The organism is Kluyvera sp. STS39-E (assembly GCF_040932435.1).
Lineage (GTDB): Bacteria > Pseudomonadota > Gammaproteobacteria > Enterobacterales > Enterobacteriaceae > Kluyvera.
In genome coordinates, this window is sequence record NZ_JBFQGA010000002.1 from 110543 (window position 1) to 134629 (window position 24087).

Consider the following 24087-nt stretch of genomic DNA (forward strand, 5'->3'; position numbering starts at 1 on the left):
GCAGATAATCAAAAGCTTATTAAAAGTGGTGTGACAACTCTCCACGCAGTTATCTCACCGTTCCCTACACTATCCTGTGGAGTTCCCTATGAGTCAGGGTATCAATAATGAAATGGCCGTCAGCAAGCCGCGCCGCATAGTAAAAAACTTGCGTTGGTGGGTGCTGGTGCTGTTTTTACTCGGCGTCACCGTTAACTACATCACCCGAAATTCTCTGGGGATCCTCGCCCCTGAGTTGAAAACCAGCCTCGGTATCACCACCGAGCAATACTCGTGGATCGTCGGCGCATTCCAGATTGCCTACACCCTCTTCCAACCGCTATGCGGCTGGCTGATTGACGTTATTGGGCTGAAGCTCGGCTTTATGATTTGCGCCGGGCTTTGGGCGCTGACCTGCCTGATGCATGCGGGCGCGGGAAACTGGCTGCATTTGGCTATTCTGCGCTTCTTTATGGGTGGCGCAGAAGCAGCGGCAACGCCGGCGAACGCCAAAACTATTGGCGAATGGTTCCCGAAATCCGAGCGTCCAGTTGCCGCAGGTTGGGCGGGCGTCGGCTTTTCTATTGGCGCGATGCTCGCGCCACCGATTATCTACTTTGCCCATGCCTCCTTTGGCTGGCAGGGCGCATTTATGTTTACCGGCGTGCTGGCAATGCTGTGGGTGGTGTTGTGGTGGGCGTTCTACCATAACCCGGACCAGCACCCGAATCTGAGCAAAGAAGAGCTGGACTACATTCGCCAAGACAATGAAGCACCAGCGGTAAAATTACCGTTCCTCACCGCGCTGAAAACCGTCGGCAAGAACAAACGTTTCTACGGTATTGCCATCCCGGCATTTATGGCTGAACCAGCCTGGGCGGTGATGAGCTTCTGGGTGCCTTTGTATCTGTCCAAAGCCTACGGCATGGACCTCAAGCAAATTGCCCTCTTCGCCTGGCTGCCATTCCTGGCGGCGGATCTTGGCAGCGTCGCCAGCGGCTATCTCACTAAACTGTATGTCCGTCTGTTCGGCTGCTCGCGGGTGAATTCAATCGTCGCGTCCTCGGTCAGCGGCGCTTTCCTGATGCTGTCTTTGGCGGCGATGGCCTTCACCGATAGTCCGTACGTTGCCATTGCGCTCATCTCCATTGGCGGTTTCGGCCACCAGATTATCTCCTGCATGCTGAGTGCACTGGTGGTGGAGTCCTTTGATAAAGGCCAGATGGCTACCGTGAACGGCATGCGCGGTTCCGCCGCGTGGATCGCGAGCTTTATTTTCTCCCTGATTATCGGGGTTACCGCTGACAAAATCGGCTTTAACCCACTGTTTATCGCCATGGGCTTCTTTGACCTAATTGGCGCTTTCTTCCTGGTCACCTTTATTGCTGAACGTCGCGCAAAACGCGCCTGAGAGTGGATGTAAAAATGAAAACGCTGAAAAACTGGACCCTGCAAAAACAGTCAAACCATCACGTTGAACTGTGTGTTGATGGCCAGCACACGCTGTGTCTGTACGTACTGGAAGAGAATCTGTTTCGCGTACTGCTGAAACGCAAAGGCGAGCTGGCACTTGATCGCACCTGGAGCATTGCTCCGGCGCAGGATGTGCCATGGGAAGGTCGCCTCCGTGACGATCTCAGCGGCTTTAGCCTGCCGGGTTGGACGCTCAGCGAGCAGGACGATACCGTTGTTATCGCTACCGAATCCCTGCGTGCGACGGTCCACCAGCCGCTGTGGATCGAGTGGCACTACCGCAACGCCGAGGGCGAATGGCAGCCGCTGGTCAACGACCGTCCGACTAGCGCCTATCTGGTTAACGCCCACGGCGACGGTGTTGCGCACTACCAAAGCCGCCGTAAGGACGAGCGTTTTTATGGCCTAGGCGATAAAGCCGGGGATTTACAACGCGGTGGCAAGCGCTATGAGATGCGCAACCTTGACGCCATGGGTTATAACGCGGTAAGCACCGACCCACTGTACAAACATATTCCGTTTACCATCACCCGCCGTGATGATGTGAGCTTCGGGCTGTTTTACGACAACCTCAGCAGCTGCTGGCTGGATCTGGGCAACGAGATCGATAACTACCACACTGCCTATCGCCGCTGGCAGGCCGAAGCGGGTGATATCGACTATTACCTGTTCACCGGCGAACGTGTGCTAGATGTGACCAAAGCCTTTGTCCGTCTGACCGGTAAAACACTGTTCGGGCCCAAATGGAGCCTCGGCTACAGCGGTTCCACCATGCACTACACCGATGCGCCCGATGCACAAAACCAGTTGATGAACTTTATCCGCCTATGTGATGAACACGCCATTCCATGCGATTCGTTCCAACTTTCTTCGGGTTATACCTCGATTAACGGCAAGCGCTATGTGTTCAACTGGAACTACGACAAAGTGCCGCAACCGAAGGTGATGAGCCAAGCCTTCCATGACGCAGGCCTGCGTTTGGCGGCAAACATCAAGCCGTGTCTATTACAGGATCACCCACGCTACAACGAAGTGGCCGAGAACGCGCTGTTTATTCGTGATTCCGAAAGCGACGCGCCAGAACGTTCCAGCTTCTGGGATGACGAAGGCTCGCACCTCGACTTCACCAATCCACAAACCGTGGCCTGGTGGCAGGAAGGCGTAACCCAGCAGCTGCTGGAGATGGGCATTGATTCCACTTGGAATGATAATAACGAGTTTGAGGTGTGGGACGGTGAGGCGCGCTGCCACGGTTTTGGCAAAGAGATCGCCATCAAGCACATTCGCCCGGTGATGCCGCTGCTGATGATCCGCGCCTCGATGGAAGCTCAACAGCGCTTTGCGCCCAACAAGCGCCCATTCCTGATTTCCCGTTCCGGCTGCGCCGGGATGCAGCGCTACGTGCAGACTTGGAGCGGCGATAATCGCACCAACTGGGACACCCTGCGCTATAACACCCGCATGGGGCTAGGGATGAGCCTTTCTGGTCTGTACAACTTAGGTCACGATGTTGGCGGGTTTTCGGGCGATAAACCGGACCCGGAGCTGTTCGTGCGCTGGGTACAAAACGGCGTAATGCACCCGCGTTTCACTATTCACTCGTGGAACGATGATCATACCGTCAATGAACCATGGATGTATCCGGGCGTAACGCCTGCTATCCGCAGCGCGATTGAACTGCGTTACCGTCTGCTGCCATACCTTTACACCCTGCTGTGGCAGGCGCACGCCGACGATGAGCCAATGCTGCGCCCTACCTTCCTCGACCACGAGCACGATGAACAGACGTTCGTGGAGTGCGACGATTTCCTGCTGGGCCGCGATATTTTAGTCGCCAGCGTAGTCGAGGCCGGCGAGCGCGAGCGTCGCGTGTGGCTGCCGGATAACGAAACCGGCTGGTACGATTTTTACACCGGCGCGTGGTTTAGCGGCGGACAGTGGGTCACGCTTGATGCGCCGCTGGAAAAACTGCCGCTGCTGGTTCGCGCCGGTGCAGGTTTGCCGTTAAGCGAGCGGATTAGCTTTGTTAACGCCGTGGAAGACAACACACGTGAGTTGAAACTGTTCCCAGTCAAAGGCACCGGTAGCACAAACGGGCTGTTGTTTGAGGATGATGGCGAGTCGTGGGGCTATCAGCAAGGCAATGCGCTATGGCTGGAATGGGAGATGGTGTGCGACGGTGCGAGCATTAATCTGAAGGTGAATACGCGCGGCGATTATCGTCCAGCGTGGAAGGCGCTGAAGGTAACGTTACCGGCAGGTGAGATGCGTAAGCTGTTGATTAACGGCGAAGAAAGCGGTGAGTGGGTGCAGGGATAACCCTCACCCCGGCCCTCTCCCAAAGGGAGAGGGAGCAAACCTCATCACCGAGCGGTCCCCTCTCCCTTTGGGAGAGGGTTAGGGTGAGGGAAATTACTCGACGCCTTTAGTACGCAGGTAATCTTCGTAGTTACCGGTGAAGTCCACCACGCGCTCAGGCGTAATTTCAATCACACGGGTCGCCAGCGAGCTGACGAACTCACGGTCGTGAGAAACGAAGATCAAAGTTCCCTGATACATTTCCAAAGCCATGTTCAGCGATTCAATCGATTCCATATCCAAGTGGTTGGTTGGTTCATCCATCACCAGGATGTTCGGTTTTTGCATCATCAACTTACCGAACAGCATGCGACCCTTTTCCCCACCGGACAGTACCTTGGCAGGTTTTTTGATATCGTCTTGGCTAAACAGCAGACGGCCGAGGAAACCACGAACAACCTGCTCGTCGTCACCTTCTTGTTTCCACTGGCTCATCCAGTCAAACACAGAGAGATCGTTATCGAAATCTTCTGCGTGATCCTGCGCGTAGTAACCAATTTGCGCATTCTCAGACCATTTCGCTGTACCCGTATCGGCCTGAAGCTCACCGATCAAGGTTTTCAGCATGGTGGTTTTACCCACGCCGTTCGCGCCTAGGATTGCCAGCTTCTCGCCCACTTCCAGCAGCAGATTGACGTTTTTGAACAGCGGACCGTTATCAAAGCCTTTGCTCAACTCTTCTACTGCCAGCGCATTACGGAACAGTTTTTTATCCTGCTCGAAGCGGATGAATGGGTTCTGACGGCTGGAGGCTTTAACTTCATCAAGCTTGATTTTATCAATCTGACGCGCACGAGACGTTGCCTGACGGGATTTAGAGGCGTTGGCGCTAAAGCGGCTAACGAAGGACTGCAGGTCAGCAATCTGCGCTTTTTTCTTGGCGTTGTCCGCCAGCAGACGTTCACGCGCTTGGGTCGCCGCGGTCATGTATTCGTCGTAGTTGCCTGGGTAAACGCGCAGTTCACCGTAGTCCAGATCTGCCATATGGGTGCAGACCATGTTCAGGAAGTGACGGTCGTGCGAGATGATAACCATGGTGCTGTCGCGCTCGTTGAGCGTCTGCTCCAACCAGCGAATGGTGTCGATGTCCAAGTTGTTCGTCGGTTCATCGAGCAGCAGAATGTCTGGGTTTGAGAACAGTGCCTGCGCCAGCAGCACACGCAGTTTCCAGCCGGGAGCGACTTCACTCATCAGACCGTAATGCTGCTCAACGGGAATACCAACGCCCAGCAGCAATTCGCCCGCGCGGGATTCCGCAGAGTAGCCGTCCATTTCGCCGTAGAGCACTTCGAGGTCGGCCACTTTATAGCCGTCTTCTTCGCTCATTTCAGCCAAGCTGTAGATGCGGTCGCGTTCTTGCTTCACTTCCCACAGTTCGCCGTGCCCCATGATCACGGTGTCGAGTACGGTAAACTCTTCAAAGGCGAACTGATCCTGGCGCAGCTTACCGATGCGTTCGTTGGGATCGAGGGAAACGTTGCCCAGCGTCGGTTCTAAGTCGCTGCCGAGGATTTTCATAAAGGTAGATTTGCCGCTCCCGTTAGCGCCAATCAGGCCGTAACGGTTGCCGCCGCCAAATTTGACGGAGATATTTTCGAACAGCGGCTTACTGCCAAACTGCATGGTAACGTTGCTGGTAACTAACACGGGAGTATCCTGAAGAATGTGACAAACCGCCTATTGTGCCACAATTGAGAATAAAAAGCGCTCGTCATCGCTGGAGACTAATTCGTAACAGAAGTGAAAAAAATGTGATTTAGTACACATCCGAATTCCATGCGGCAAGGAATGCACATATAATGCGCTTCTACCAACAGGCTAAATTCCTAAACAACCGCCGTAAGGCACTGATACCTCGCACACATGAACATGAAATTAAAAACGATTTTCGCTGCGGCGCTTGCTGTCGTGGGCTTTTGTAATTCGGCATCGGCGGTCACCTATCCGCTGCCGACTAACGGTAGCCGTATTGTCGGTCAGAATCAGGTCATCACGATTCCTGAAGACAATAAGCAACCGCTGGAATACTTCGCAGCCCAGTATCAGATGGGTCTGTCCAACATGCTGGAAGCAAACCCTGGCGTGGATACCTACCTGCCAAAAGGCGGCACCGTGCTGAATATTCCTCAGCAGCTGATCCTGCCGGATACCGTGCATGAAGGTATTGTGATTAACAGCGCGGAAATGCGTCTGTACTACTACCCGAAAGGCACTAACACCGTCATCGTGCTGCCAATCGGTATTGGTCAACTGGGCAAAGATACGCCTATCAACTGGGTCACCAAGGTAGAGCGTAAGAAAGCCGGTCCAACTTGGACACCAACGGCGAAAATGCACGCTGAATACATTGCTGCAGGCAACCCACTGCCAGCCGTTGTTCCTGCCGGTCCTGATAACCCTATGGGTCTGTACGCGCTGTATATCGGCCGTCTGTATGCTATCCACGGCACCAACGCCAACTTCGGTATCGGCCTGCGCGTGAGCCACGGCTGTGTGCGTCTGCGTAACGAAGACATCAAGTTCCTGTTCCAGAACGTGCCGGTCGGCACGCGCGTCGAGTTTATTGATGAGGCGGTGAAAGCCACCACTGAGCCAGACGGCAGCCGCTTTATTGAGGTTCACAACCCACTGTCGACGACTGAAGCGCAGTTTGAAGGCGGTGAAATCGTTCCGGTCACGCTCAACAAAGCAGTACAGGCTGTAACCAGCCAGTCCGATGTTGATCAGAGCATCGTTGACCAAGCGGTTAAAAACCGTTCCGGTATGCCGGTTCGTCTGAACTAAGCAGATTGCCCGGCGGCGCTATGCAGACCGGGCATAGACAACGATCGTAAAAATGGCGGGTTATCACCCGCCATTTTTTTTTAGCCGTTATTCACAATCACGATGCCGCCATGATCGTAACGATAGTGGCAGTGTGCATACTCCAACGGCGTCCCGTCGTCGAGATAGATAACCTGCTCCACTTCCAAAATCGGATCGCCCACTTCGCAGTGCAGGTACTGCCTGTCGCGTTCGTCCGGCTTAATGGCTCGCACCACGCGGTACGACCCCATCATCTTCAGTCCAAGATTGTCCTGCACGTAGCGAAACACCGAGTTTTCCAGATGCCCTTTGCTCAATCCCGGCACCAGTGATACCGGCATCACCGTGAGATCAAGCGACAAGGGCTCGCCGTTTAGCAGCCTTAAACGGACAAAATCATACACCGGCGCATCGGCATTTATCAGCAGTGAGGCCTGCTCTTTTTCAGTCGGGAAACGCAGTTCAAAATGCACAACCTCACTTTCGACTTTGCCCAAATGCCCCCAGGTTTCGGTGGCACCCGCATAATCGCTGCCGGCAACATCCCACTTTGAAAGCTGAAGGAAGTTCTTGCGCACAAAAGTGCCCTGCCCCTTGCGGGTATAGACCAGCCCTTCAACAATCAGCTGGCGCATCGCCTGCTGAATGGTCATGCGGCTGGTGCCAAACTCCGCCGCCAGCGCAAACTGGTCCGGTAGGGGTTCAGAAGCGGGATATTGCCGACTGATGATCCGCTTCTTTATTTCCCGCGCTATCGCAATGTACTTCGCTGCCATCACCCGCCTCTGTTTTTCTGAATCATTACATCTCTTCGCCGTTGCTGTGAATGACTGTTTTCAACCACGCATAGCTTTTCTTCGGCACACGGCTTAAATCTTTTAAGTCGTGGTTGTCACGGTTGACGTACACCACACCATAGCGTTTACGCATATCGCCCTGCGAGCTAAGAATATCAATCAGCCCCCAGCCGAGGTAACCAATCACCTGCGCGCCGTCTTCAAACATCGCATCTTTCATCGCGTTGATGTGGTCGCGATGATAGGCAATACGGTAATCATCGGCAATCGGGTTCTCGCCGTCCCAAGATTCAATGACCCCAATCCCATTTTCAATCGGGAACACCGGCAGGCGCCAGTCATTGTAATAGCGGGTAATGATGCTGCGGAATCCGAGCGGATCGATTTGCCAGTTCCATTCGGTGGCTTTCAGATGTGGGTTCGGCGTGTCACCAAACAACATGTAGTTGTTGACCGGGGTGCCTTCCGGGATCGGATCGCTGTCGAGCGTCCGGCTGGCATAGTAACTAAACGCCATATAGTCATTCTTCATTGTCGCCAGCACGGCGAGATCGTCATCCAGATAAATATCACGCAGACCTGCTTTATCAACAAAGTGCATCACTTCTGGGCTGTAGCCATTGCCTGCAAAGGCGCGCAGCAAATTCTGGTTAAAGAATTCATCAAGCTGTTGTGCGCAGAAAACATCGCGTGGTTTGCAGGTTGCCGGATAAACCTGCGCATGGGCCAGCATCCCGCCCATGAGTTTGCCCGGTTTGGTTTCATGCAGATAGTGGGTCAAATGCGCATGCGCCATCATCACATGATGCTGGATTTGATACAGCTCACGCAGGGTTTTGTCACCCTGCATATAGCCAGAAATCAGAAATGCCTCCGGCATGTGGAACAGGTTCTGTTCGTTGAAGGTCAGCCACCAGGTAACACGGTCGCCAAAGCAGTCGATCATCTTTTTGCCGTAGCGAATAAAAGCATCCAGCACGCGACGGTCGGTGAAGCCGTTGTATTTTTCTGCCAACGCCAGCGGCATGTCGAAATGGTAAAGGCAGATCATCGGCTCGATGCCGCGCTCAATCAGGCCGCTGATGAAGCGCTCGTAGAAGGCGATGCCCTCTTCGTTAAATTCGCCATCGCCGGTTGGGCAAATGCGGCTCCAGGCAATCTGGAAGCGGTAGCAGTTCATGCCCAGATCTTTCATGAGATCGAAATCTTCTTCAAAGCGGTGGTAGGAGTCGGTCGCCACCTTCCAGTCAGAGGCAAACTCTTTCGGCTCGCGAATATCGTACACCGACATCCCCTTGCCGCCCTCGTTCCAAGCGCCTTCGGTCTGCATGCTGGAGACTGAATTCCCCCACAGGAAGTTAGCGGGCAGTGATGGTTTCATGGTCGAACTCCTATATGACTAGTCATTTAAATTTCATGACTAGTCATATAGCAAAAAGGCGAAAACAGGCGCAAGAGTGAGGGGCGATTTTTGTGAGCCAGAAGCGAAATTACGCCGGGTGTAGGCCGGATAAGCGCAGCGCCATCCGGCGTTGTGAGGCGATAATGTCTGATGGCGCTGCGCTTATCAGGCCTACTTGAGGATCACAAGCAAACCGTAGCCGACCACGGCAGCCCACAGCAGCATGGGGATAGAGTAGAGATGGAAACGCCACCAGATGCGGCGGTCCGCCGCCATACGCAGGGCAATCAGGTTCGCCAGCGACCCCGGCAGCAAGCCGAATCCACCAACGTTCACCGCCCAAGCGAGTAGTAGTGAAGGTGGAACGTAGTTCAGCAGCAAAATGGTCGACGGCACGTTGCTTATCACCTGCGATAGACCAATCGCCGTTAGCCATAGTTGGCCGTCGGAGAGCGCACTGACGCCACCGAGCAGTTGATTAAGCGCCGGTAGTTTGGTGAGCAGGTGCACATCCACAAACATCGCCATAAACACCAGCAGCAGCGTCCAGTCAACGCTGAACACCACGCTTCGGGCCAGCAATAAAAAACCGACGGCGACGATTAATAGCCCCCACAGCTCCAGCTTCATTTCCAGCGCGGTGAGGAAAATCAGGTAGAACGCCAGACAGCTCCACACCAATAGCGGCTGCCAGCTCGGGGTACGATCGCTGCTTTGAAATTCGAGCTTTTTCGCCGGGAAGCAAAACCAGCACAGCACCAGCAGCGTCGCCATCATCGCCAGCGCCAGCGGCAGCATTTGCAACGTAAACGTTGGGAATGTCAGACCGGAACGGCCCCACAGCAGGATATTTTGCGGATTGCCAATCGGCGTTAACAGTGAACCGGCGTTGACCGCCAGCGCCTCGAAAATAATCAGCCGGTTTATCGGTAGTGCGCACCATTTTTTCAAGGTCAGGGTTAGCGGCACCACGATAAACAGCGCCACATCGTTGGTCAGAAAGGTCGACAGCAGCGCCGCCGCCAGCACCATAAATAGCGCAAGCTGGCGTTCAGTGACAAACCGGCGCGCCATTTTTCGCCCCAGTACATCAAAATAGCCGCTCTGCTCAACGCCTTTGGTCAGCAACATCAGGCCGCTTAAGGTAATTATGGTGTGCCAATCAATCGCCGCCGGCCAATCGGCTGGCTGGAAGGGAACGAAAAAGCTCAGCACCACGCCGATAATCAACAGCAGATGGAGAAAACGATCGCGTATCAGCGATCGTATAAACGGAAAATTCATTCAGCCTGTTGCCCATGCTTGTGGGTAAACTGACGGAACATGTCCAGCGTCTCTTCGCTAACATGATGTTCAATGCCTTCCGCATCGCGGCGCGCCGTATCTGCGCTAACGCCCAGCACCAGCAGGAAGTTTTCCACCACCTGATGACGCTCGCGGCTCTCCTGCGCTAGCTTTTCACCTTCTGGCGTCAGAAACACGCCGCGCCACGGGATCTGTTCAATCAGCCCGACGCCCGCCAGTCGTTTAAGCATTTTAGCGACCGTCGGTTGAGAGACCCCAAGTCGGGCCGCCATATCAACCTGACGCGCCTCTCCCACTTCGCGGATCAAATCGGAAATCAGCTCAACGTAGTCATCAATCAGCTCTCGGCGATGCGCCTCACGAACCTGACGAAATCCTTCAACGTGCTCTTCGACATTCACTAGCTGCGTCACTTTTTTTGTTGTTGGCGTACCTGCGCGACGTCCCATAGAACTTCCTCATCATGTGTGACGCCTGAACGCGTCATATCAAGTTCGCCCATTGTAATGGATTGTGACCCGAGCACAAAAAATTAACGTTTTAGCAATAGCTATAAAATATAGCCTGTGCTATATCTGTATGTAATACGAACGCTCATCATGGATTGACGAGCCGATCACAGGAGGAACCATGAACGAATTTAAGAGGTGTATTAGCGTGTTTAGCCACTCTCCATTTAAAGTCCGCTTGATGTTGATCGGTATGATCTGCGACCTGTTCAACAACAAACCGCAACAGGACACTCCGTCCCGCTAAGCGGCGTCGCGACGCCGCTTCATCATTCCGTCACAATCACCCAGCAAACTGTTCGACTGCGCTCGAAAACCCCGCTTATTTTCTGGTTTTGTAATCGCCATCCCAAAACAATTCGTTATCAGTAGTTGACCCAATAATAAGCTGGCTTTATCTTCTTGCAGCCCTGTACTTTGCTTCCCCCTCTTCACGCATTGTCTGGTCAATAAAGAACCCTTGACGCCAGGGGACGCACATGGCGTTTTTATAGTTGCGATCTATGAATCTAACCCTGAAAGACACCCTTGCCGCACGTGGGATCAACATAAGCCCGTGGACAGGTTTTTATTTTTTACAATCCATTCTGATAAACCTGGCGCTGGGTTATCCGTTTAGCCTGTTGTATGCGGTGGCATTTACCTGCGTGCTACATTTGCTGTGGCGCTCGCTGCCAAAAGTTCAAAAGGTGATCCTCGGGGTATATTCACTCGTTGCCGCACTCTATTTTCCGTTCAGTACCGCTTACGGCGCGCCAAACTTCAACACGCTGTTGGCGCTACATTCCACCAACATGGAAGAGTCGACGGAAATATTCACTATTTTCCCATGGTACAGCTATCTAGTAGGGCTGCTTATTTTTGTGCTCGGGGTTATTGCTGTTCGCCGCAAACCTGTCGCAAAAACGCGCTGGAACCTGATGAATACGCTGTGCCTGCTGTTCGTCATCGCTGTCTTCTTCGTGCAGCCGATTCAAAATAAGCTCTACGGCGGCGTCTTTAAGCTCAAAGACAGCGGCTACCCCGCGTTTCGCTTTGTGAAAGATATTATCGTTAACAACGATGAAGTGCTCGACGAGCAGCGCCGAATGGCGGAGCTTTCCGGGGTGAAAGATACTTGGAACGTCATTGCGGTGAAGCCGAAATATCATACCTATGTGGTGGTGATCGGCGAAAGTGCCCGCCGTGATGCGCTGGGCGCTTTTGGCGGACATTGGGATAACACGCCGTTCGCCAGCTCAGTCAACGGCAATCTGTTCACGGATTATGTGGCTGCGAGCGGCTCGACGCAGAAATCACTGGGCCTGACGCTCAACCGAGTAGTCGACGGCAAACCGCTGTACCAGGATAACTTTGTCACGCTGGCTAACCGCGCGGGTTTCCAAACTTGGTGGTTCTCAAATCAGGGACAAATTGGCGAATACGACACGGCAATTGCCAGCATTGCAAAACGCGCCGATGAAGCTCATTTCTTGAAAAGCGGTGATTTTGAAGCGGACAAAAATACCCAAGACGAAGCGTTGTTGAAAATGACCGCTCAGGTCCTCTCAACCCAACGCAGCCAGCCGCAGCTGATTGTTTTGCACCTGATGGGGTCACATCCTCAGGCCTGCGACCGTACTCAGGGTAAATATGCGCAGTTTGTGCAGTCAAAAGAGACTTCTTGTTATCTCTATACCATGACGCAAACCGACAATCTGTTGAGCCAGCTCTACACGCAGCTACGCAGCAATACCGACAGCTTTTCGCTGGTTTACTTCTCTGACCACGGACTGGCGTTCAAAGAGCGCGGTAAATCGGTGCAGTATTTGGCGCATGATGATAAGTACCAGCAAAACTTCCAAGTACCTTTTATGGTGCTCTCAAGCGACGATAAAAAGCATAACGTGATTAAGGCGCGCCGTTCTGCCAACGATTTCTTGAGCTTCTTCTCGCAGTGGACGGGCATTCAGACCAAAGAAATCACGCCGAAGTATCGCTTTATTTCCAAACAGAAAGCAGGGAAAGTCTTCATCACCAACTTCCAGTTACAAAAAGTGGACTACGATACGCTTAAGACCGATCTATTTGATCCTAAAAGCTAATTCTGCCCTTTTCTCTCTCGCTATCCGTTGACCCTCGGTTCAGGTTAACGGATAGCACGTGCGCCCCACCTTGCATTACTATACTGTCCTCAAGTCCTTTTTTATCATAGGCCGAACGATGACAGTACAACGTCTCTCTCTAGACTGGCGCATCCCCACCGCAGGGTTTTCCACGCTTTTGCTGTTCGCGGCGGCGTTCATGCTCCATTCCCACTGGGGTGCCTTCATCCAATGGTGTCTCGCAACGCAAATTACCCTGCACCGCTATCTGGTGATGTATCTCCTGCAGCTTAACAATCATGAGTACAGCGGCGGTTTATGGTTGCTGACCGGCGCATTCTTTTATGGCGTGCTGCACGCTATCGGCCCGGGGCACGGGAAATTTATCGTCACCACCTATTTGAGCACCAATAAAGAGAGCCTGCTTGCTGCCCGCGTGGTGCCATTTATCGGCAGCCTAATGCAAGGCGTGAGTGCGATTCTGTTCGTGTTCATCCTGGTCGTGGGCTTTAACCTAGCCTCCGGAGACCTCAGCACCAGCCGTTGGTATGTAGAAAAAATCAGCGCCGTGATGATCGGTTTATTCGGCCTATTCGTGATTTATCACGCTCTTAAAAGCCTGCGCCCGCGCAAACCCGCCATCTCATCGCTACAACCGCTTCACGAACACGACGCACACTGCGGCTGCGGACATCACGGCGTTGGCGCATCAGTAGCTCAGGGCGACTGGAAAACCCGTTTAGGGGTGATATTGGCCATTGGCGCGCGTCCTTGCAGCGGTGCCATCATGATTTTAATGTTCGCCAATACGCTCGGCATGGTGAGCTGGGGAGTGGCTGCGGTGATGACCATGGCGCTAGGCACCGCGTTGTCGATTCTGGGACTATCGCTGGCCGTTCGCTATGCACGCGAGCGCACCGTGGCCTTTTTTGGCGGCGTAACGAGTCGTGGTTGGATAATGCCGGCGGTGAAAATTGCGGGGGGAGTCATGCTGATTCTGTTCGCCACCGTACTCTTCTTAACGGTGATCCCAATCAGCGCCAACGGCGACTATATTGCCGCGGGTTGTTGAATCGAGTGGGGAATAGGTTTAAAAAGGGCAATAAAAAAGGGGTCATAATGACCCCTTTTACTATCACCGAAGTGATTAGAAGCGGTAACCTGCACCAACAATCCAAGTACCAACGTCAACGCTACGAATGCGAGACTGCTCGTAAGAGAAGTCCAGTGCAACGTTTTCGATTGGGTTGAACTGCAGGCCAGCGCCGTAGGAGAAGCCGTAGTCGCTGGTGCTGTTGTTGTCAGGGAATTGGTTACCCTGTGCTTTACCGTAGCCCAGACCGATTACACCGTAGATGCTTGCCCAGTCGTTCAGACGGTAAGCTGGACCTGCGGTGATGCCATAGTATTGGCCTTTAGTGTACACGCCGCTCTGGGTGTCACTTTTTTCGGTGTAGGTGAAGGAGCTGATCACGCCCAGTGGGCTGTTGTCAGCTTCGTAGCGATATTTCAGGTTGAAGCCGCCAGCTTTGTTAGCGACGCCCTGCATATCACTCTGAGCGTAACCACCGGTAACGGTGGAAGTTGCAGCTACGGCAGTACCTGCGGAAACAGCCAGAACTGCGGCCAGTGCTGAAAGACATGCAATTTTTTTCATAACCACCTCAAATGTGCTTCTAATAAGTCCTAAGTTTCAAATATATCAAAAATTGTTAAGAAACTCTTTCGGCCTGATGATGTCTAAGGGCATCTTTGATGTAACAATATTTTTCCATCTAGAGATATCCCTTTCATTAACAACGCATTTTTACGTTAAATTTTATCGTTTTTGCGACAAAAGCAACACGCCGTTTTCCAGACAATTCCTAATTTGACAGACGAAATAATCATCGACTAAGTGAATTCTACTCGCTCCGGGTCATTTTTTTTTCAACAAATCCTCAACCGTCGTGCACTATTTCAATTACACTGCCGGTTTTACCTCGTTTGACAAAAATTGACAGGAATAAGATGTCCGGCACGTCTCGCAAACTACCGTCATGGTTACCTATACTCGTCATCTTAATCTCGATGATCTCGATTCAAAGTGGCGCATCTCTCGCTAAGTCGCTGTTTCCATTGATAGGTGCACCTGGTGTCACCGCACTGCGCTTGGCATTGGGGACACTAATTCTGGTGGTTATCTTTAAGCCATGGCGACTGCGCTTTGCCAAAGAACAGCGTCTGCCGCTGCTGTTTTACGGCCTCTCTCTTGGGGCGATGAACTACCTATTCTATCTCTCGCTGCAGCGCATACCGTTGGGTATTGCGGTGGCACTGGAATTTACCGGGCCGCTTGCCGTGGCGTTATTCTCCTCACGCCGACCGGTCGATTTCATCTGGGTGATTTTGGCGGTTACCGGCCTGTGGTTCCTTTTGCCTTTGGGTCAGGATGTTGCCCACGTTGATTTAACCGGCGCGTTGCTGGCACTTGGCGCTGGTGCTGGCTGGGCTGTCTATATTCTCTCGGGTCGCCGGGCGGGTGAAGAACACGGGCCAGCAACGGTTGCGATGGGGTCGCTGATTGCCGCCGTGGTGTTTGTCCCTATCGGTGCTTTCCAAGCCGCGGATGCGCTTTGGCACTGGTCGCTGCTGCCGATAGGGCTGGCTATTGCCATCTTATCGACTGCGCTGCCCTATACGTTGGAGATGATTGCCCTAACGCGCCTCCCCACGCGTACCTTTGGCACCTTAATGAGCATGGAGCCTGCGCTAGCGGCGCTCTCCGGGATGGTGTTCTTAGGCGAAACCCTCACCTTTAGCCAAACGCTGGCGCTCGGCGCCATTATTATGGCATCTATGGGTTCCACACTGACGATGCGCCAAGAAACAAAGATCGAAAAGGTCGATATTGGTTGATTCAATTTATTATGCATAGTGTGTACCACTATGCATAATATATAAGAAAAATCGCATGATTATTTATCAAAGATCAAATACCGTCTTTTAAAAAATATACAAACGCCAGATAAATAAATATAACTATCTGTTTATTAATAAATTTCTCAATTTTTATGCGCTCACTATCAAACCTATAGGCACAACCAGAAAATACGTTTCTGGTGACGGTGCTATACTTGTTTTCGTTAATTCATGAGGACGCAGATACACCGGATATATATGTGTATCGGATCAAGAGGATATATGATTATGAGTACTGCAAAACTGGTTAAAACTAAAAACGCCCAACTTCTCTATACGCGTAACGATGTTCCGGAAAGCGAAAAACAGGCTACCGTTGCGTTACTCAACCGTCAGGTTCTTCAGTTTATCGATCTGTCACTGATTACCAAACAGGCGCACTGGAATATGCGCGGCGCTAACTTTATTGCCGTACATGAGATGCTGGATGGCTTCCGCGCTGCGCTAACCGATCATCTGGATACCATGGCAGAACGTGCCGTTCAGCTTGGCGGCATTGCACTGGGTACCACTCAGGTGATTAACGCGCAGACTCCGCTGAAAAGCTATCCGCTGGACATCACCAGCGTGCAGGATCACTTGAAAGAGCTGGCTGAACGTTATGCGATTGTTGCTAACGATGTGCGTAAAGCGATTGCAGAAGCGAAAGACGAAGATACCGCCGATATCTTCACCGCCGCCTCCCGCGATTTAGATAAATTCCTGTGGTTCATCGAAGCGAATATTGAATAAGTATAATTAAAAATGATGACCTCCCGGCCCCCTCGCCGGGAGTCATTGCACTATAAAAGTGCATCCCGCCGCGCTCAAACCCCGATAAAGTAAACAAGTTGTAATAGTCACCTCACACAATCGTTAATAAAAGATTGTTTTATCCCCTGCGTTTGCGCTAAAAAACACCATACTTAACGATGCGCTTTTCATGCACCAACTTGGTGCCCTTATATGGTGCACCAAGACATTTATCCTCCCAATATCGTGCATTGAGAAAAGCATTATCTGTTAATAAACAATGCATTGTGAAGTTGGCACGATTTTTTCATAAGAAGATTGTTCTCGCAGGGGATCGCCCCGTGGATATAAAAGGAAATGCTATGAAGTCAATGTTTAAAGTTTCACTGGCAGCACTCACCCTGGCTTTTGCGGTTTCATCTCAGGCCGCGGAGAAACAACTGGTCGTCGCAACCGATACTGCATTCGTCCCGTTTGAATTCAAACAGGGTAATCAATATGTCGGTTTTGATGTTGACCTGTGGGCGGCTATTGCGAAAGAACTCAAACTGAATTACACCCTGAAGCCAATGGACTTCAGCGGTATCATCCCTGCACTGCAGACCAAAAACATCGATCTGGCGCTGGCCGGTATCACTATCACCGACGAGCGTAAAAAAGCCATCGACTTCTCCGACGGCTACTACAAAAGCGGCCTGCTGGTGATGGTGAAAAACAACAATAACGACATCAAGAGCGTGAAAGATCTCGATGGCAAAGTGGTCGCAGTGAAAAGCGGCACCGGCTCCGTTGATTACGCGAAAGCCAATATCAAAACCAAAGATCTGCGTCAGTTCCCGAACATCGATAACGCCTATATGGAGTTAGGAACTAACCGCGCTGACGCCGTACTGCACGACACGCCAAATATTCTGTACTTCATCAAAACTGCCGGTAACGGTCAGTTCAAAGCGGTAGGCGAATCTCTGGAAGCGCAGCAGTACGGTATCGCGTTCCCGAAAGGCAGCGACGATCTGCGTGAAAAAGTGAACGGCGCGCTGAAAACGCTCAAAGAGAACGGCACGTACAACGAAATCTACAAAAAATGGTTCGGCATCGAACCTAAATAATTATTCTAAAATATGATGCAAACTCAGGGGCGGCCTTTCGCCCCTGCTATTTTTGAACCACGGTAACAGGATTATCATCATGCAGTTTGACTGGAGCGTCATCTGGCCTGCCATTCCAATTCTTTTGGACGGCGCCAAAATGACTCTGTGGATTTCGATCCTTGGATTGGCTGGCGGTATTATCATCGGCCTAGTCGCGGGTTTAGCCCGTACCTATGGTGGCAAAATTGCCAACACCATCGCCCTTATCTTTATCGAAGTGATCCGCGGTACGCCGATTGTCGTTCAGGTGATGTATATCTACTTCGCCCTGCCGATGGCCTTCCCGGACATCCGCATCGACACCTTCACCGCCGCCGTGATCACCATCATGATCAACTCAGGTGCGTACATCGCCGAAATCACCCGTGGCTCGGTGCTGTCAATTCATAAGGGCTTTAGCGAAGCGGGCCTGGCACTCGGTCTGTCACGTCGCGAAACCATTCGCCACGTGATTATGCCGCTGGCCGTTCGCCGTATGCTGCCTGCGCTTGGCAACCAGTTGATCATCAGTATCAAAGACACCTCGCTGTTTATTGTTATCGGTGCAGCAGAACTGACCCGCAGCGGTCAGGAAATCATTGCCGGAAACTTCCGCGCGCTGGAAATCTGGACCGCCGTTGGCGTTATCTACCTGATCATCACTCAGGTACTGAATATCGTGCTTCGCATTCTTGAAAGAAGGATGAAAATCCTGTGATTGAATTTAAAAACGTCTCCAAGCACTTTGGCCATACCCAGGTGCTGCATAACATCGACCTCAACGTTAAACAGGGTGAAGTGGTCGTGATTATCGGGCCGTCAGGCTCCGGTAAATCGACCCTGCTGCGCTGCATCAACAAACTTGAAGAGATAACCAGCGGCGATCTGTTCGTTGACGGTCTGAAAGTTAACGATCCAAAAGTTGACGAGCGTCTGATCCGTCAAGAAGCCGGGATGGTGTTCCAGCAGTTCTATCTGTTCCCGCATCTGACGGCTCTGGAAAACGTGATGTTTGGTCCAACTCGCGTGCGCGGTCAGAATAAAGAGGCGGCGGAAAAGCTGGCCAAAGATCTGCTGGCAAAAGTGGGCCTAGCTGAGCGTGCGCACCACTATCCGTCTGAACTGTCCGGCGGCCAGCAGCAGCGTGTAGCAATTGCGCGTGCGCTGGCGGTTAAGCCTAAAATGATGCTGTTTGATGAGCCGACCTCCGCGCTGGACCCGGAGCTGCGTCATGAAGTGCTGAAGGTCATGCAGGATCTGGCGGAAGAAGGGATGACGATGGTTATCGTGACCCACGAAATCGGCTTCGCTGAGAAAGTGGCTTCTCGCCTGATTTTCATTGATAAAGGGCGTATTGCCGAAGATGGCAACCCACAGGAGCTGGTGAAGAATCCACCGAGCCAGCGTCTGCAAGAATTCCTGCAGCACGTCTCCTAATAAAAAGGCCGTTTACCCTGTGGGATAAACGGCCTTTTTTCTTAGCGTTTACGCGCCAAGAAACGACGACGCTGATCGTCATCCATAAAGGACCAAGCAATAAAGCGGCTTTGCTTTTGCCCCTGCGCCATCTCTTTTTTCACCACCTTCACGGCACCGACATCGGTTAACGCGCGGTACAGCGGCGGCAGGTTTTCGCCTTTCGACACCAGCGACGTAAACCACATCACCTGACGACCAAAGTCTTTACTCTCGGCAATCATCTGCTTGATAAAGGCCACTTCACCGCCTTCGCACCACAGCTCCTGCTGCTGGCCGCCAAAGTTCAGCGCACCATCGCGTTCTTGGCCCAGATTACGGCGTTTACGTTCACCACCCGCACGTGCGGCGGCGGCAGAATCGTGGAACGGCGGGTTACACAGCGTGGCATCAAACTGCTCGTTCTTGTGGATAATGCCGTTGAACATCGCCGTCAGATCTTTCTGGCGACGCAGGCGGATCATGCGGTTGAGCGTTGGGTTGGCGCTAAGAATTGCCTGAGCGCTGGAAAATGCCTGCGGGTGCGTTTCGCTGCCGGTAAAACGCCAACCGTATTCGTGCGCACCAATCAGAGGATAAATGCAGTTCGCGCCAACGCCGACATCCAGAATGCTAGCCCCCTTCACTACCTCACCGCGTTCATCGCTTAGCAGGTCGCCAAGATGATGGATATAGTCAGCGCGTCCCGGCACCGGCGGGCAGAGGAATCCTTCCGGGATATCCCAATCCTTCACCGCGTAAAAATGGGCCAGCAGGGCTTTATTCAGCGTCTTTACCGCCTGCGGGTCAGCGAAATTAATGGTTTGCTCCCCAACCGGGTTGAGGGTAATAAAATCGCTCAGCGCGGGGCAAGCTTCACACAATGCGGCCAAATCGTAGCGATTATGGTGACGGTTGCGCGGATGCAACCCCGGTTTCTGGGTAGTCATGACTTTCTCCTGTCGTAATGCCGCGTAAGATACCCGTTGACGGCGGTGCGGTAAATAAGGGAGTCTGCATTCCTGCGATTAAATGCCCGTTACGTGCAACCAACGCCGCGACAACTTGAAGGATTAACCATCTATGTATTTCTATCAGCCTTCCGAAGGGCACGGACTGCCGCACGATCCGCTTAACGCTATTGTCGGGCCACGGCCTATCGGCTGGATTGCCTCCGTCGACGCGCAAGGACGCCCCAACCTAGCGCCCTATAGCTTCTTTAACTGCTTTAACTATCGACCACCCATAATCGGTTTCGCCAGCAGCGGCTGGAAAGATAGCGTGCAGAATATCGTCGATACCAAAGAATTTGTCTGGAACCTGACAACCCGTGAGCTGGCAGTCGCGATGAATGAAAGCTCCGCGAGCCTGCCGCACGGCGAAAATGAATTTACGTTGGCTGGGCTCACCGCCGCCCCAAGCCGTCTGGTAAAAGCGCCACGCGTGGCAGAAAGCCCAGTTAACTTTGAATGTCGGCTGTCACAGTGTATTCAGCTAACCGACGCAGACGGCAGCGCCGTAGATACTTGGCTGGTTCTCGGCGAAGTGGTGGGCATTCATATCGCTGAATCTCTGTTAGAAGACGGTATTTACCAGACGGCACGTGCGCAGCCGGTACTGCGAGCCGGTGGTCCCTCGGCCTACTACACCATAGACGAAAGCCACCGCTTTGATTTAATTCGCCCAGATGCCCGTTAGCGCTTGCCACGTCAGCCGTTTCGGCGGCTGATAGGTCCCCTTCTCAACGTTTACACCTGCCAATTCGTTAGTCCTCCCCCCGAACATTGCCCCCCGCGCATGCGTTCAATCCCCTGAAATATGTAAGCTTTATGTATAAATTATGAAGAAACTGTAAAGCAATGTATTTATTTTTAGCTCAATGAGTGATAAAAAGTGCTGCGCTTTTGATAACGATTATCAGAATCATTATCAACAGCATTTAACAATAATAAACCTGCAGTGGCAAAAGGGACGTGAGATCCCGAATGTCATCACTTACATCGCTTTTAAAATCATAAGAACTCATTGATATGGAAAAGAATCGCACCACTCCGTTCAGCAGCTTTAGTTCGCTGACCATTTTCACCGGGCTTTGCCTTGGCCTAACGCCTGCGGCCCAAGCCGATGAGAGTAAAGAAAAAAGCCCGAATGACACCCTGGTTGTTGAAGCTCAAGCCCCTTCTCTGTACGCGCCGAGAAAATCCGCCGACCCAAAATTCAGCCGCCCGATTGCGGATACAACCCGCACCGTGACGGTGATTTCCGAGCAGGTTATTAAAGATCAGGGCGCAACCAACCTGACCGATGCGTTGAAAAACGTGCCGGGCGTAGGCGCATTCTTCGCCGGCGAAAACGGTAACTCCACAACCGGCGACGCCATCTATATGCGCGGTGCGGACACCTCCAATAGCATCTACGTCGATGGCGTTCGTGATATCGGCAGCGTCACTCGCGATACGTTCAACACCGAACAGGTTGAAGTAATTAAGGGGCCATCTGGTTCTGACTACGGCCGCAGTGCGCCAACGGGCTCGATCAATATGATCAGCAAACAGCCGCGCTTGGACTCCGGTATTGATGCTTCCGCCAGTATCGGCAGCGCATGGTATCGCCGTGGCACCCTGGATCTGAACGAAGCGATTGGCGATACCACTGCCGTGCGTTTAAACCTGATGGGTGAGAAAACGCATGATGCGGGCCGCGATAATGTCAAAAATGAGCGCTACGGTATCGCACCGTCTATCGCTTTTGGCCTCGGTACGCAAAACCGCCTGTACCTTAACTATCTGCACGTGAAACAAAACAATACCCCAGACGGCGGTGTGCCAACCGTAGGGCTGCCGGGCTACTCTGCGCCAAATGCCAAAACATCAGCGCTCAATTCTTCTGGCAAAGTTGATACCCATAACTTCTATGGCACCAACTCGGATTACGACGACTCAACCACCGATACGGCAACGATGCGTTTCGAGCACGACTTCAACGACACTACGACTATTCGCAACATCACCCGCTGGTCGCAGATCAAGCAGGACTATATGATGACCGCGATGATGGGCGGGGCATCCAATATTGGCATGCCGGACCCAAATAACGTCAATACCTGGACCTGGACGCGTAACACCAACACCAAAGATGTGAGCAACAAGATCCTCACCAACCAGACGAACCTGACGACCAAGTTTTATACCGGATCTGTAGGTCACGACATCAGCACCGGCGTGGAATTTACCCACGAACAACAAACTAACTACGGCGTGTATCCGTTTACCCCGCCACCGGTAAACCTGTATAACCCGAACAGCAATATTTCACTGGGCGGCTTACGTCGCAGCGGCGCTAACGCCAATGGCCAGACCGATACCTTCGGCATCTACGCCTTTGATACGCTGCAAATCACGCAAGATTTCGAGCTGAACGGCGGCGTGCGTCTTGATAACTACCACACCGAATATGACAGCGCCTCTCTGTGTGGCGGAAGCGGCCGTGGAGCCATAGCCTGCCCGGCGGGCGTGGCGAAAAACTCCCCGGTCACCACCGTAGACGCCACTAAGTCCGGTAATCTGGTGAACTGGAAAGCCGGTGCGCTCTATCACCTGACGCAAAATGGCAATGTCTACGTTAACTACGGCATCTCTCAGCAGCCTCCAGGCGGCAGCAACTTCGCCCTGGCAGCCGGCGGCACTGGTAGCAGCGCTAACCGTACCGACTTTAAGCCGCAGAAAGCCAAAACCAGCGAAGTCGGCACTAAGTGGGAGGTGTTGGATAAACGCCTGCTGCTGTCGGCCGCAGTGTTCCGTACCGAAATTGAGAACGATGTAGAAGCCAACGACGATGGCACCTACTCCCAGTACGGCACCAAACGTGTAGAAGGTTATGAGCTCTCGGTTGCCGGTAATATCACGCCAGCATGGCAGGTCATTGGGGGCTTTACCCAACAACGTGCCTCCGTACACGAAGGCGCAGAAGTTGCTCAGGACGGCACGACTTCCCTGCCTTACACTCCGGAACACGCCTTTACTCTGTGGAGCCAATACCAAGCGACTGACGCCATTTCCGTGGGCGCTGGCGCTCGTTACATTGGTAGTATGCACCGTGGCAAAGATGGCGCGGTGGGAACACCGTCTTATACCGAAAGCTACTGGGTTGCCGATGCCAAGCTTGGCTACCGCGTCAACAGCACGCTTGACCTGCAGCTGAATGTTTACAACCTGTTTGATACCAATTATGTTTCCTCCATCAACAAAAGTGGCTATCGCTACCACCCAGGCGAACCGAGAACCTTCGCGTTAACGGCTAACGTTCACTTCTAAGTCATACCGTGGGGCGCAAGCCCCACTTTTTTCAGGAGACACCCCATGATGTACCGTATTCCCAGCGTACTGACCGAGCAGGAGGTGCGTTATCTTGTTGATGAGCTGAATCAGGCAGAATGGGTAGATGGTCGAGCGACTGTCGGCGCGCAAGGGGCTCAGGTAAAGAACAATCAGCAGGTGGATACCCACACTGAACGCTACGCGAAGCTTCAGGCGAAAGTATTGGAGGCGGTCAACCGCCATTCGTTGTTCTTTGCCGCCGCGCTGCCAAAAACGCTTTCCAGCCCGTTGTTTAATCGCTACCAGCAGCAGGAGACTTACGGCTTCCACGTTGACGGCGCGGTACGCCAGCATCCGCAAAACGGCTGGATGCGCACCGATCTCTCGGCCACATTATTTTTATCCGATCCTGCAAGCTACGACGGCGGCGAGCTGACCATCAACGACACCTACGGCCAGCATTCGGTCAAGCTACCGGCAGGCGATCTCGTGCTCTATCCCTCAAGCAGCCTGCACTGTGTCACGCCGGTCACCCGCGGTGTACGCGTTGCATCATTTATGTGGATCCAATCGATGGTCCGCGATGATAAGCGTCGTGCCATGCTGTTTGAACTCGACGGTACAATTCAGTCACTGAAAAGCCGTCACGGCGAATCGGCAGAAGCGCTCTCATTGCTCAATCTGTATCACAATCTGCTGCGGGAATGGTCAGAGATCTAAATACGGCCAAAATTTCTCAAAATATATGAAGAAGATGGGCGGCATAAACGAAGCGCGGCGT

Annotated in this window: 21 protein-coding genes; 14 read left to right on the forward strand and 7 right to left on the reverse strand. The window is 52.7% G+C overall.

Features of this window, described 5'->3' with window-relative positions:
- Window positions 1-88 precede the first annotated feature (88 nt).
- Both AB4K05_RS04075 and AB4K05_RS04080 read left to right on the forward strand, forming a co-directional pair.
- Window positions 89-1390: an MFS transporter gene (locus AB4K05_RS04075; RefSeq protein ID WP_368478742.1), complete on the forward strand. Its 1302-nt coding sequence runs from the start codon at window positions 89-91 to the stop codon at window positions 1388-1390.
- A 14-nt stretch (window positions 1391-1404) separates the two neighbouring features.
- Window positions 1405-3771: a TIM-barrel domain-containing protein gene (locus tag AB4K05_RS04080; RefSeq protein WP_368478743.1), complete on the forward strand. Its 2367-nt coding sequence runs from the start codon at window positions 1405-1407 to the stop codon at window positions 3769-3771.
- Between the two features lie 93 nt (window positions 3772-3864).
- On the opposite strand, the gene AB4K05_RS04085 is transcribed toward AB4K05_RS04080, so the two are convergent.
- Entirely contained in the window at window positions 3865-5457 is a 1593-nt protein-coding gene (locus AB4K05_RS04085; protein ID WP_368478744.1) for an ABC-F family ATPase, read from the reverse strand.
- A 216-nt stretch (window positions 5458-5673) separates the two neighbouring features.
- On the opposite strand from AB4K05_RS04085, the gene ldtB reads away from it, so the two are divergent.
- Window positions 5674-6594 carry a L,D-transpeptidase gene (gene ldtB, locus AB4K05_RS04090; RefSeq protein WP_368478745.1) on the forward strand — a complete coding sequence of 307 codons (921 nt, stop codon included), beginning with the start codon at window positions 5674-5676 and terminating at the stop codon, window positions 6592-6594.
- An 80-nt stretch (window positions 6595-6674) separates the two neighbouring features.
- On the opposite strand, the gene AB4K05_RS04095 is transcribed toward ldtB, so the two are convergent.
- From AB4K05_RS04095 to mntR, 4 genes are all read right to left on the reverse strand, one after another.
- Window positions 6675-7391 carry a GntR family transcriptional regulator gene (locus tag AB4K05_RS04095; protein WP_368478746.1) on the reverse strand — a complete coding sequence of 239 codons (717 nt, stop codon included), beginning with the start codon at window positions 7389-7391 and terminating at the stop codon, window positions 6675-6677.
- Window positions 7392-7416: 25 nt separating this feature from the next.
- A complete protein-coding gene (locus AB4K05_RS04100) occupies window positions 7417-8793 on the reverse strand; it encodes a glycoside hydrolase family 1 protein (RefSeq protein ID WP_368478747.1) in 1377 nt (458 codons plus the stop codon).
- A 192-nt stretch (window positions 8794-8985) separates the two neighbouring features.
- Window positions 8986-10098, reverse strand: a complete 1113-nt coding sequence (locus AB4K05_RS04105; protein WP_368478748.1) for an anion transporter — start codon at window positions 10096-10098, stop codon at window positions 8986-8988.
- Window positions 10095-10568 carry a manganese-binding transcriptional regulator MntR gene (mntR, locus tag AB4K05_RS04110; RefSeq protein ID WP_368478749.1) on the reverse strand — a complete coding sequence of 158 codons (474 nt, stop codon included), beginning with the start codon at window positions 10566-10568 and terminating at the stop codon, window positions 10095-10097. The genes AB4K05_RS04105 and mntR overlap by 4 nt, the downstream gene beginning before the upstream one ends.
- A gap of 181 nt (window positions 10569-10749) precedes the next feature.
- Here mntR and mntS point away from each other — a divergent pair, with 181 nt between their 5' ends.
- The 3 genes from mntS (at window position 10750) to AB4K05_RS04125 (ending at window position 13784) form a co-directional block, all read left to right on the forward strand.
- A complete protein-coding gene (gene mntS / locus AB4K05_RS04115; protein WP_035892278.1) occupies window positions 10750-10875 on the forward strand; it encodes a manganase accumulation protein MntS in 126 nt (41 codons plus the stop codon).
- 256 nt (window positions 10876-11131) lie between these two features.
- Window positions 11132-12712 carry a phosphoethanolamine transferase gene (locus AB4K05_RS04120; RefSeq protein WP_368478750.1) on the forward strand — a complete coding sequence of 527 codons (1581 nt, stop codon included), beginning with the start codon at window positions 11132-11134 and terminating at the stop codon, window positions 12710-12712.
- Window positions 12713-12830: 118 nt separating this feature from the next.
- Entirely contained in the window at window positions 12831-13784 is a 954-nt protein-coding gene (locus tag AB4K05_RS04125; protein WP_368478751.1) for a nickel/cobalt transporter, read from the forward strand.
- A 75-nt stretch (window positions 13785-13859) separates the two neighbouring features.
- Here AB4K05_RS04125 and ompX read toward each other — a convergent pair whose 3' ends face one another.
- Window positions 13860-14369, reverse strand: coding sequence for an outer membrane protein OmpX (gene ompX, locus AB4K05_RS04130; RefSeq protein ID WP_368478752.1), 510 nt, complete (start codon window positions 14367-14369; stop codon window positions 13860-13862).
- Between the two features lie 353 nt (window positions 14370-14722).
- Here ompX and rhtA point away from each other — a divergent pair, with 353 nt between their 5' ends.
- The 5 genes from rhtA (at window position 14723) to glnQ (ending at window position 18972) form a co-directional block, all read left to right on the forward strand.
- Window positions 14723-15610: a threonine/homoserine exporter RhtA gene (rhtA, locus tag AB4K05_RS04135; protein ID WP_368478753.1), complete on the forward strand. Its 888-nt coding sequence runs from the start codon at window positions 14723-14725 to the stop codon at window positions 15608-15610.
- 291 nt (window positions 15611-15901) lie between these two features.
- A complete protein-coding gene (dps, locus tag AB4K05_RS04140) occupies window positions 15902-16405 on the forward strand; it encodes a DNA starvation/stationary phase protection protein Dps (RefSeq protein ID WP_368478754.1) in 504 nt (167 codons plus the stop codon).
- A 362-nt stretch (window positions 16406-16767) separates the two neighbouring features.
- Window positions 16768-17514, forward strand: coding sequence for a glutamine ABC transporter substrate-binding protein GlnH (glnH, locus tag AB4K05_RS04145; protein WP_368478755.1), 747 nt, complete (start codon window positions 16768-16770; stop codon window positions 17512-17514).
- A gap of 79 nt (window positions 17515-17593) precedes the next feature.
- Window positions 17594-18253 carry a glutamine ABC transporter permease GlnP gene (glnP, locus tag AB4K05_RS04150; RefSeq protein WP_368478756.1) on the forward strand — a complete coding sequence of 220 codons (660 nt, stop codon included), beginning with the start codon at window positions 17594-17596 and terminating at the stop codon, window positions 18251-18253.
- A complete protein-coding gene (gene glnQ / locus AB4K05_RS04155; RefSeq protein WP_368478757.1) occupies window positions 18250-18972 on the forward strand; it encodes a glutamine ABC transporter ATP-binding protein GlnQ in 723 nt (240 codons plus the stop codon). Before glnP ends, glnQ begins: the two co-directional genes overlap by 4 nt.
- A gap of 41 nt (window positions 18973-19013) precedes the next feature.
- Here the strand turns inward: glnQ and rlmF are convergent, their stop codons facing one another.
- Complete coding sequence (gene rlmF, locus AB4K05_RS04160; RefSeq protein WP_368478758.1) at window positions 19014-19940, reverse strand: 23S rRNA (adenine(1618)-N(6))-methyltransferase RlmF; 927 nt, start codon at window positions 19938-19940, stop codon at window positions 19014-19016.
- Window positions 19941-20073: 133 nt separating this feature from the next.
- Here rlmF and AB4K05_RS04165 point away from each other — a divergent pair, with 133 nt between their 5' ends.
- The 3 genes from AB4K05_RS04165 (at window position 20074) to ybiX (ending at window position 24026) form a co-directional block, all read left to right on the forward strand.
- Window positions 20074-20688 (forward strand): flavin reductase family protein, encoded by a 615-nt coding sequence (locus AB4K05_RS04165; RefSeq protein ID WP_368478759.1) that lies wholly within the window; start codon window positions 20074-20076, stop codon window positions 20686-20688.
- 332 nt (window positions 20689-21020) lie between these two features.
- Window positions 21021-23303: a catecholate siderophore receptor Fiu gene (locus AB4K05_RS04170; protein ID WP_368478760.1), complete on the forward strand. Its 2283-nt coding sequence runs from the start codon at window positions 21021-21023 to the stop codon at window positions 23301-23303.
- Between the two features lie 45 nt (window positions 23304-23348).
- Window positions 23349-24026, forward strand: a complete 678-nt coding sequence (ybiX, locus tag AB4K05_RS04175; protein WP_368478761.1) for a PKHD-type hydroxylase YbiX — start codon at window positions 23349-23351, stop codon at window positions 24024-24026.
- The last annotated feature ends 61 nt before the right edge of the window (window positions 24027-24087 follow it).

Bases quoted from the DNA above. Each gene is read 5' to 3' on its own strand.
- AB4K05_RS04075 (WP_368478742.1), top strand. From the start codon at position 89: ATGAGTCAGGGTATCAATAATGAAATGGCCGTCAGCAAGCCGCGCCGC.
- AB4K05_RS04080 (WP_368478743.1), top strand. From the start codon at position 1,405: ATGAAAACGCTGAAAAACTGGACCCTGCAAAAACAGTCAAACCATCAC.
- ldtB (WP_368478745.1), top strand. From the start codon at position 5,674: ATGAACATGAAATTAAAAACGATTTTCGCTGCGGCGCTTGCTGTCGTG.
- AB4K05_RS04095 (WP_368478746.1), bottom strand. From the start codon at position 7,391: ATGGCAGCGAAGTACATTGCGATAGCGCGGGAAATAAAGAAGCGGATC.
- AB4K05_RS04100 (WP_368478747.1), bottom strand. From the start codon at position 8,793: ATGAAACCATCACTGCCCGCTAACTTCCTGTGGGGGAATTCAGTCTCC.
- AB4K05_RS04105 (WP_368478748.1), bottom strand. From the start codon at position 10,098: ATGAATTTTCCGTTTATACGATCGCTGATACGCGATCGTTTTCTCCAT.
- mntR (WP_368478749.1), bottom strand. From the start codon at position 10,568: ATGGGACGTCGCGCAGGTACGCCAACAACAAAAAAAGTGACGCAGCTA.
- mntS (WP_035892278.1), top strand. From the start codon at position 10,750: ATGAACGAATTTAAGAGGTGTATTAGCGTGTTTAGCCACTCTCCATTT.
- AB4K05_RS04120 (WP_368478750.1), top strand. From the start codon at position 11,132: ATGAATCTAACCCTGAAAGACACCCTTGCCGCACGTGGGATCAACATA.
- AB4K05_RS04125 (WP_368478751.1), top strand. From the start codon at position 12,831: ATGACAGTACAACGTCTCTCTCTAGACTGGCGCATCCCCACCGCAGGG.
- ompX (WP_368478752.1), bottom strand. From the start codon at position 14,369: ATGAAAAAAATTGCATGTCTTTCAGCACTGGCCGCAGTTCTGGCTGTT.
- rhtA (WP_368478753.1), top strand. From the start codon at position 14,723: ATGTCCGGCACGTCTCGCAAACTACCGTCATGGTTACCTATACTCGTC.
- dps (WP_368478754.1), top strand. From the start codon at position 15,902: ATGAGTACTGCAAAACTGGTTAAAACTAAAAACGCCCAACTTCTCTAT.
- glnH (WP_368478755.1), top strand. From the start codon at position 16,768: ATGAAGTCAATGTTTAAAGTTTCACTGGCAGCACTCACCCTGGCTTTT.
- glnP (WP_368478756.1), top strand. From the start codon at position 17,594: ATGCAGTTTGACTGGAGCGTCATCTGGCCTGCCATTCCAATTCTTTTG.
- rlmF (WP_368478758.1), bottom strand. From the start codon at position 19,940: ATGACTACCCAGAAACCGGGGTTGCATCCGCGCAACCGTCACCATAAT.
- AB4K05_RS04165 (WP_368478759.1), top strand. From the start codon at position 20,074: ATGTATTTCTATCAGCCTTCCGAAGGGCACGGACTGCCGCACGATCCG.
- AB4K05_RS04170 (WP_368478760.1), top strand. From the start codon at position 21,021: ATGGAAAAGAATCGCACCACTCCGTTCAGCAGCTTTAGTTCGCTGACC.
- ybiX (WP_368478761.1), top strand. From the start codon at position 23,349: ATGATGTACCGTATTCCCAGCGTACTGACCGAGCAGGAGGTGCGTTAT.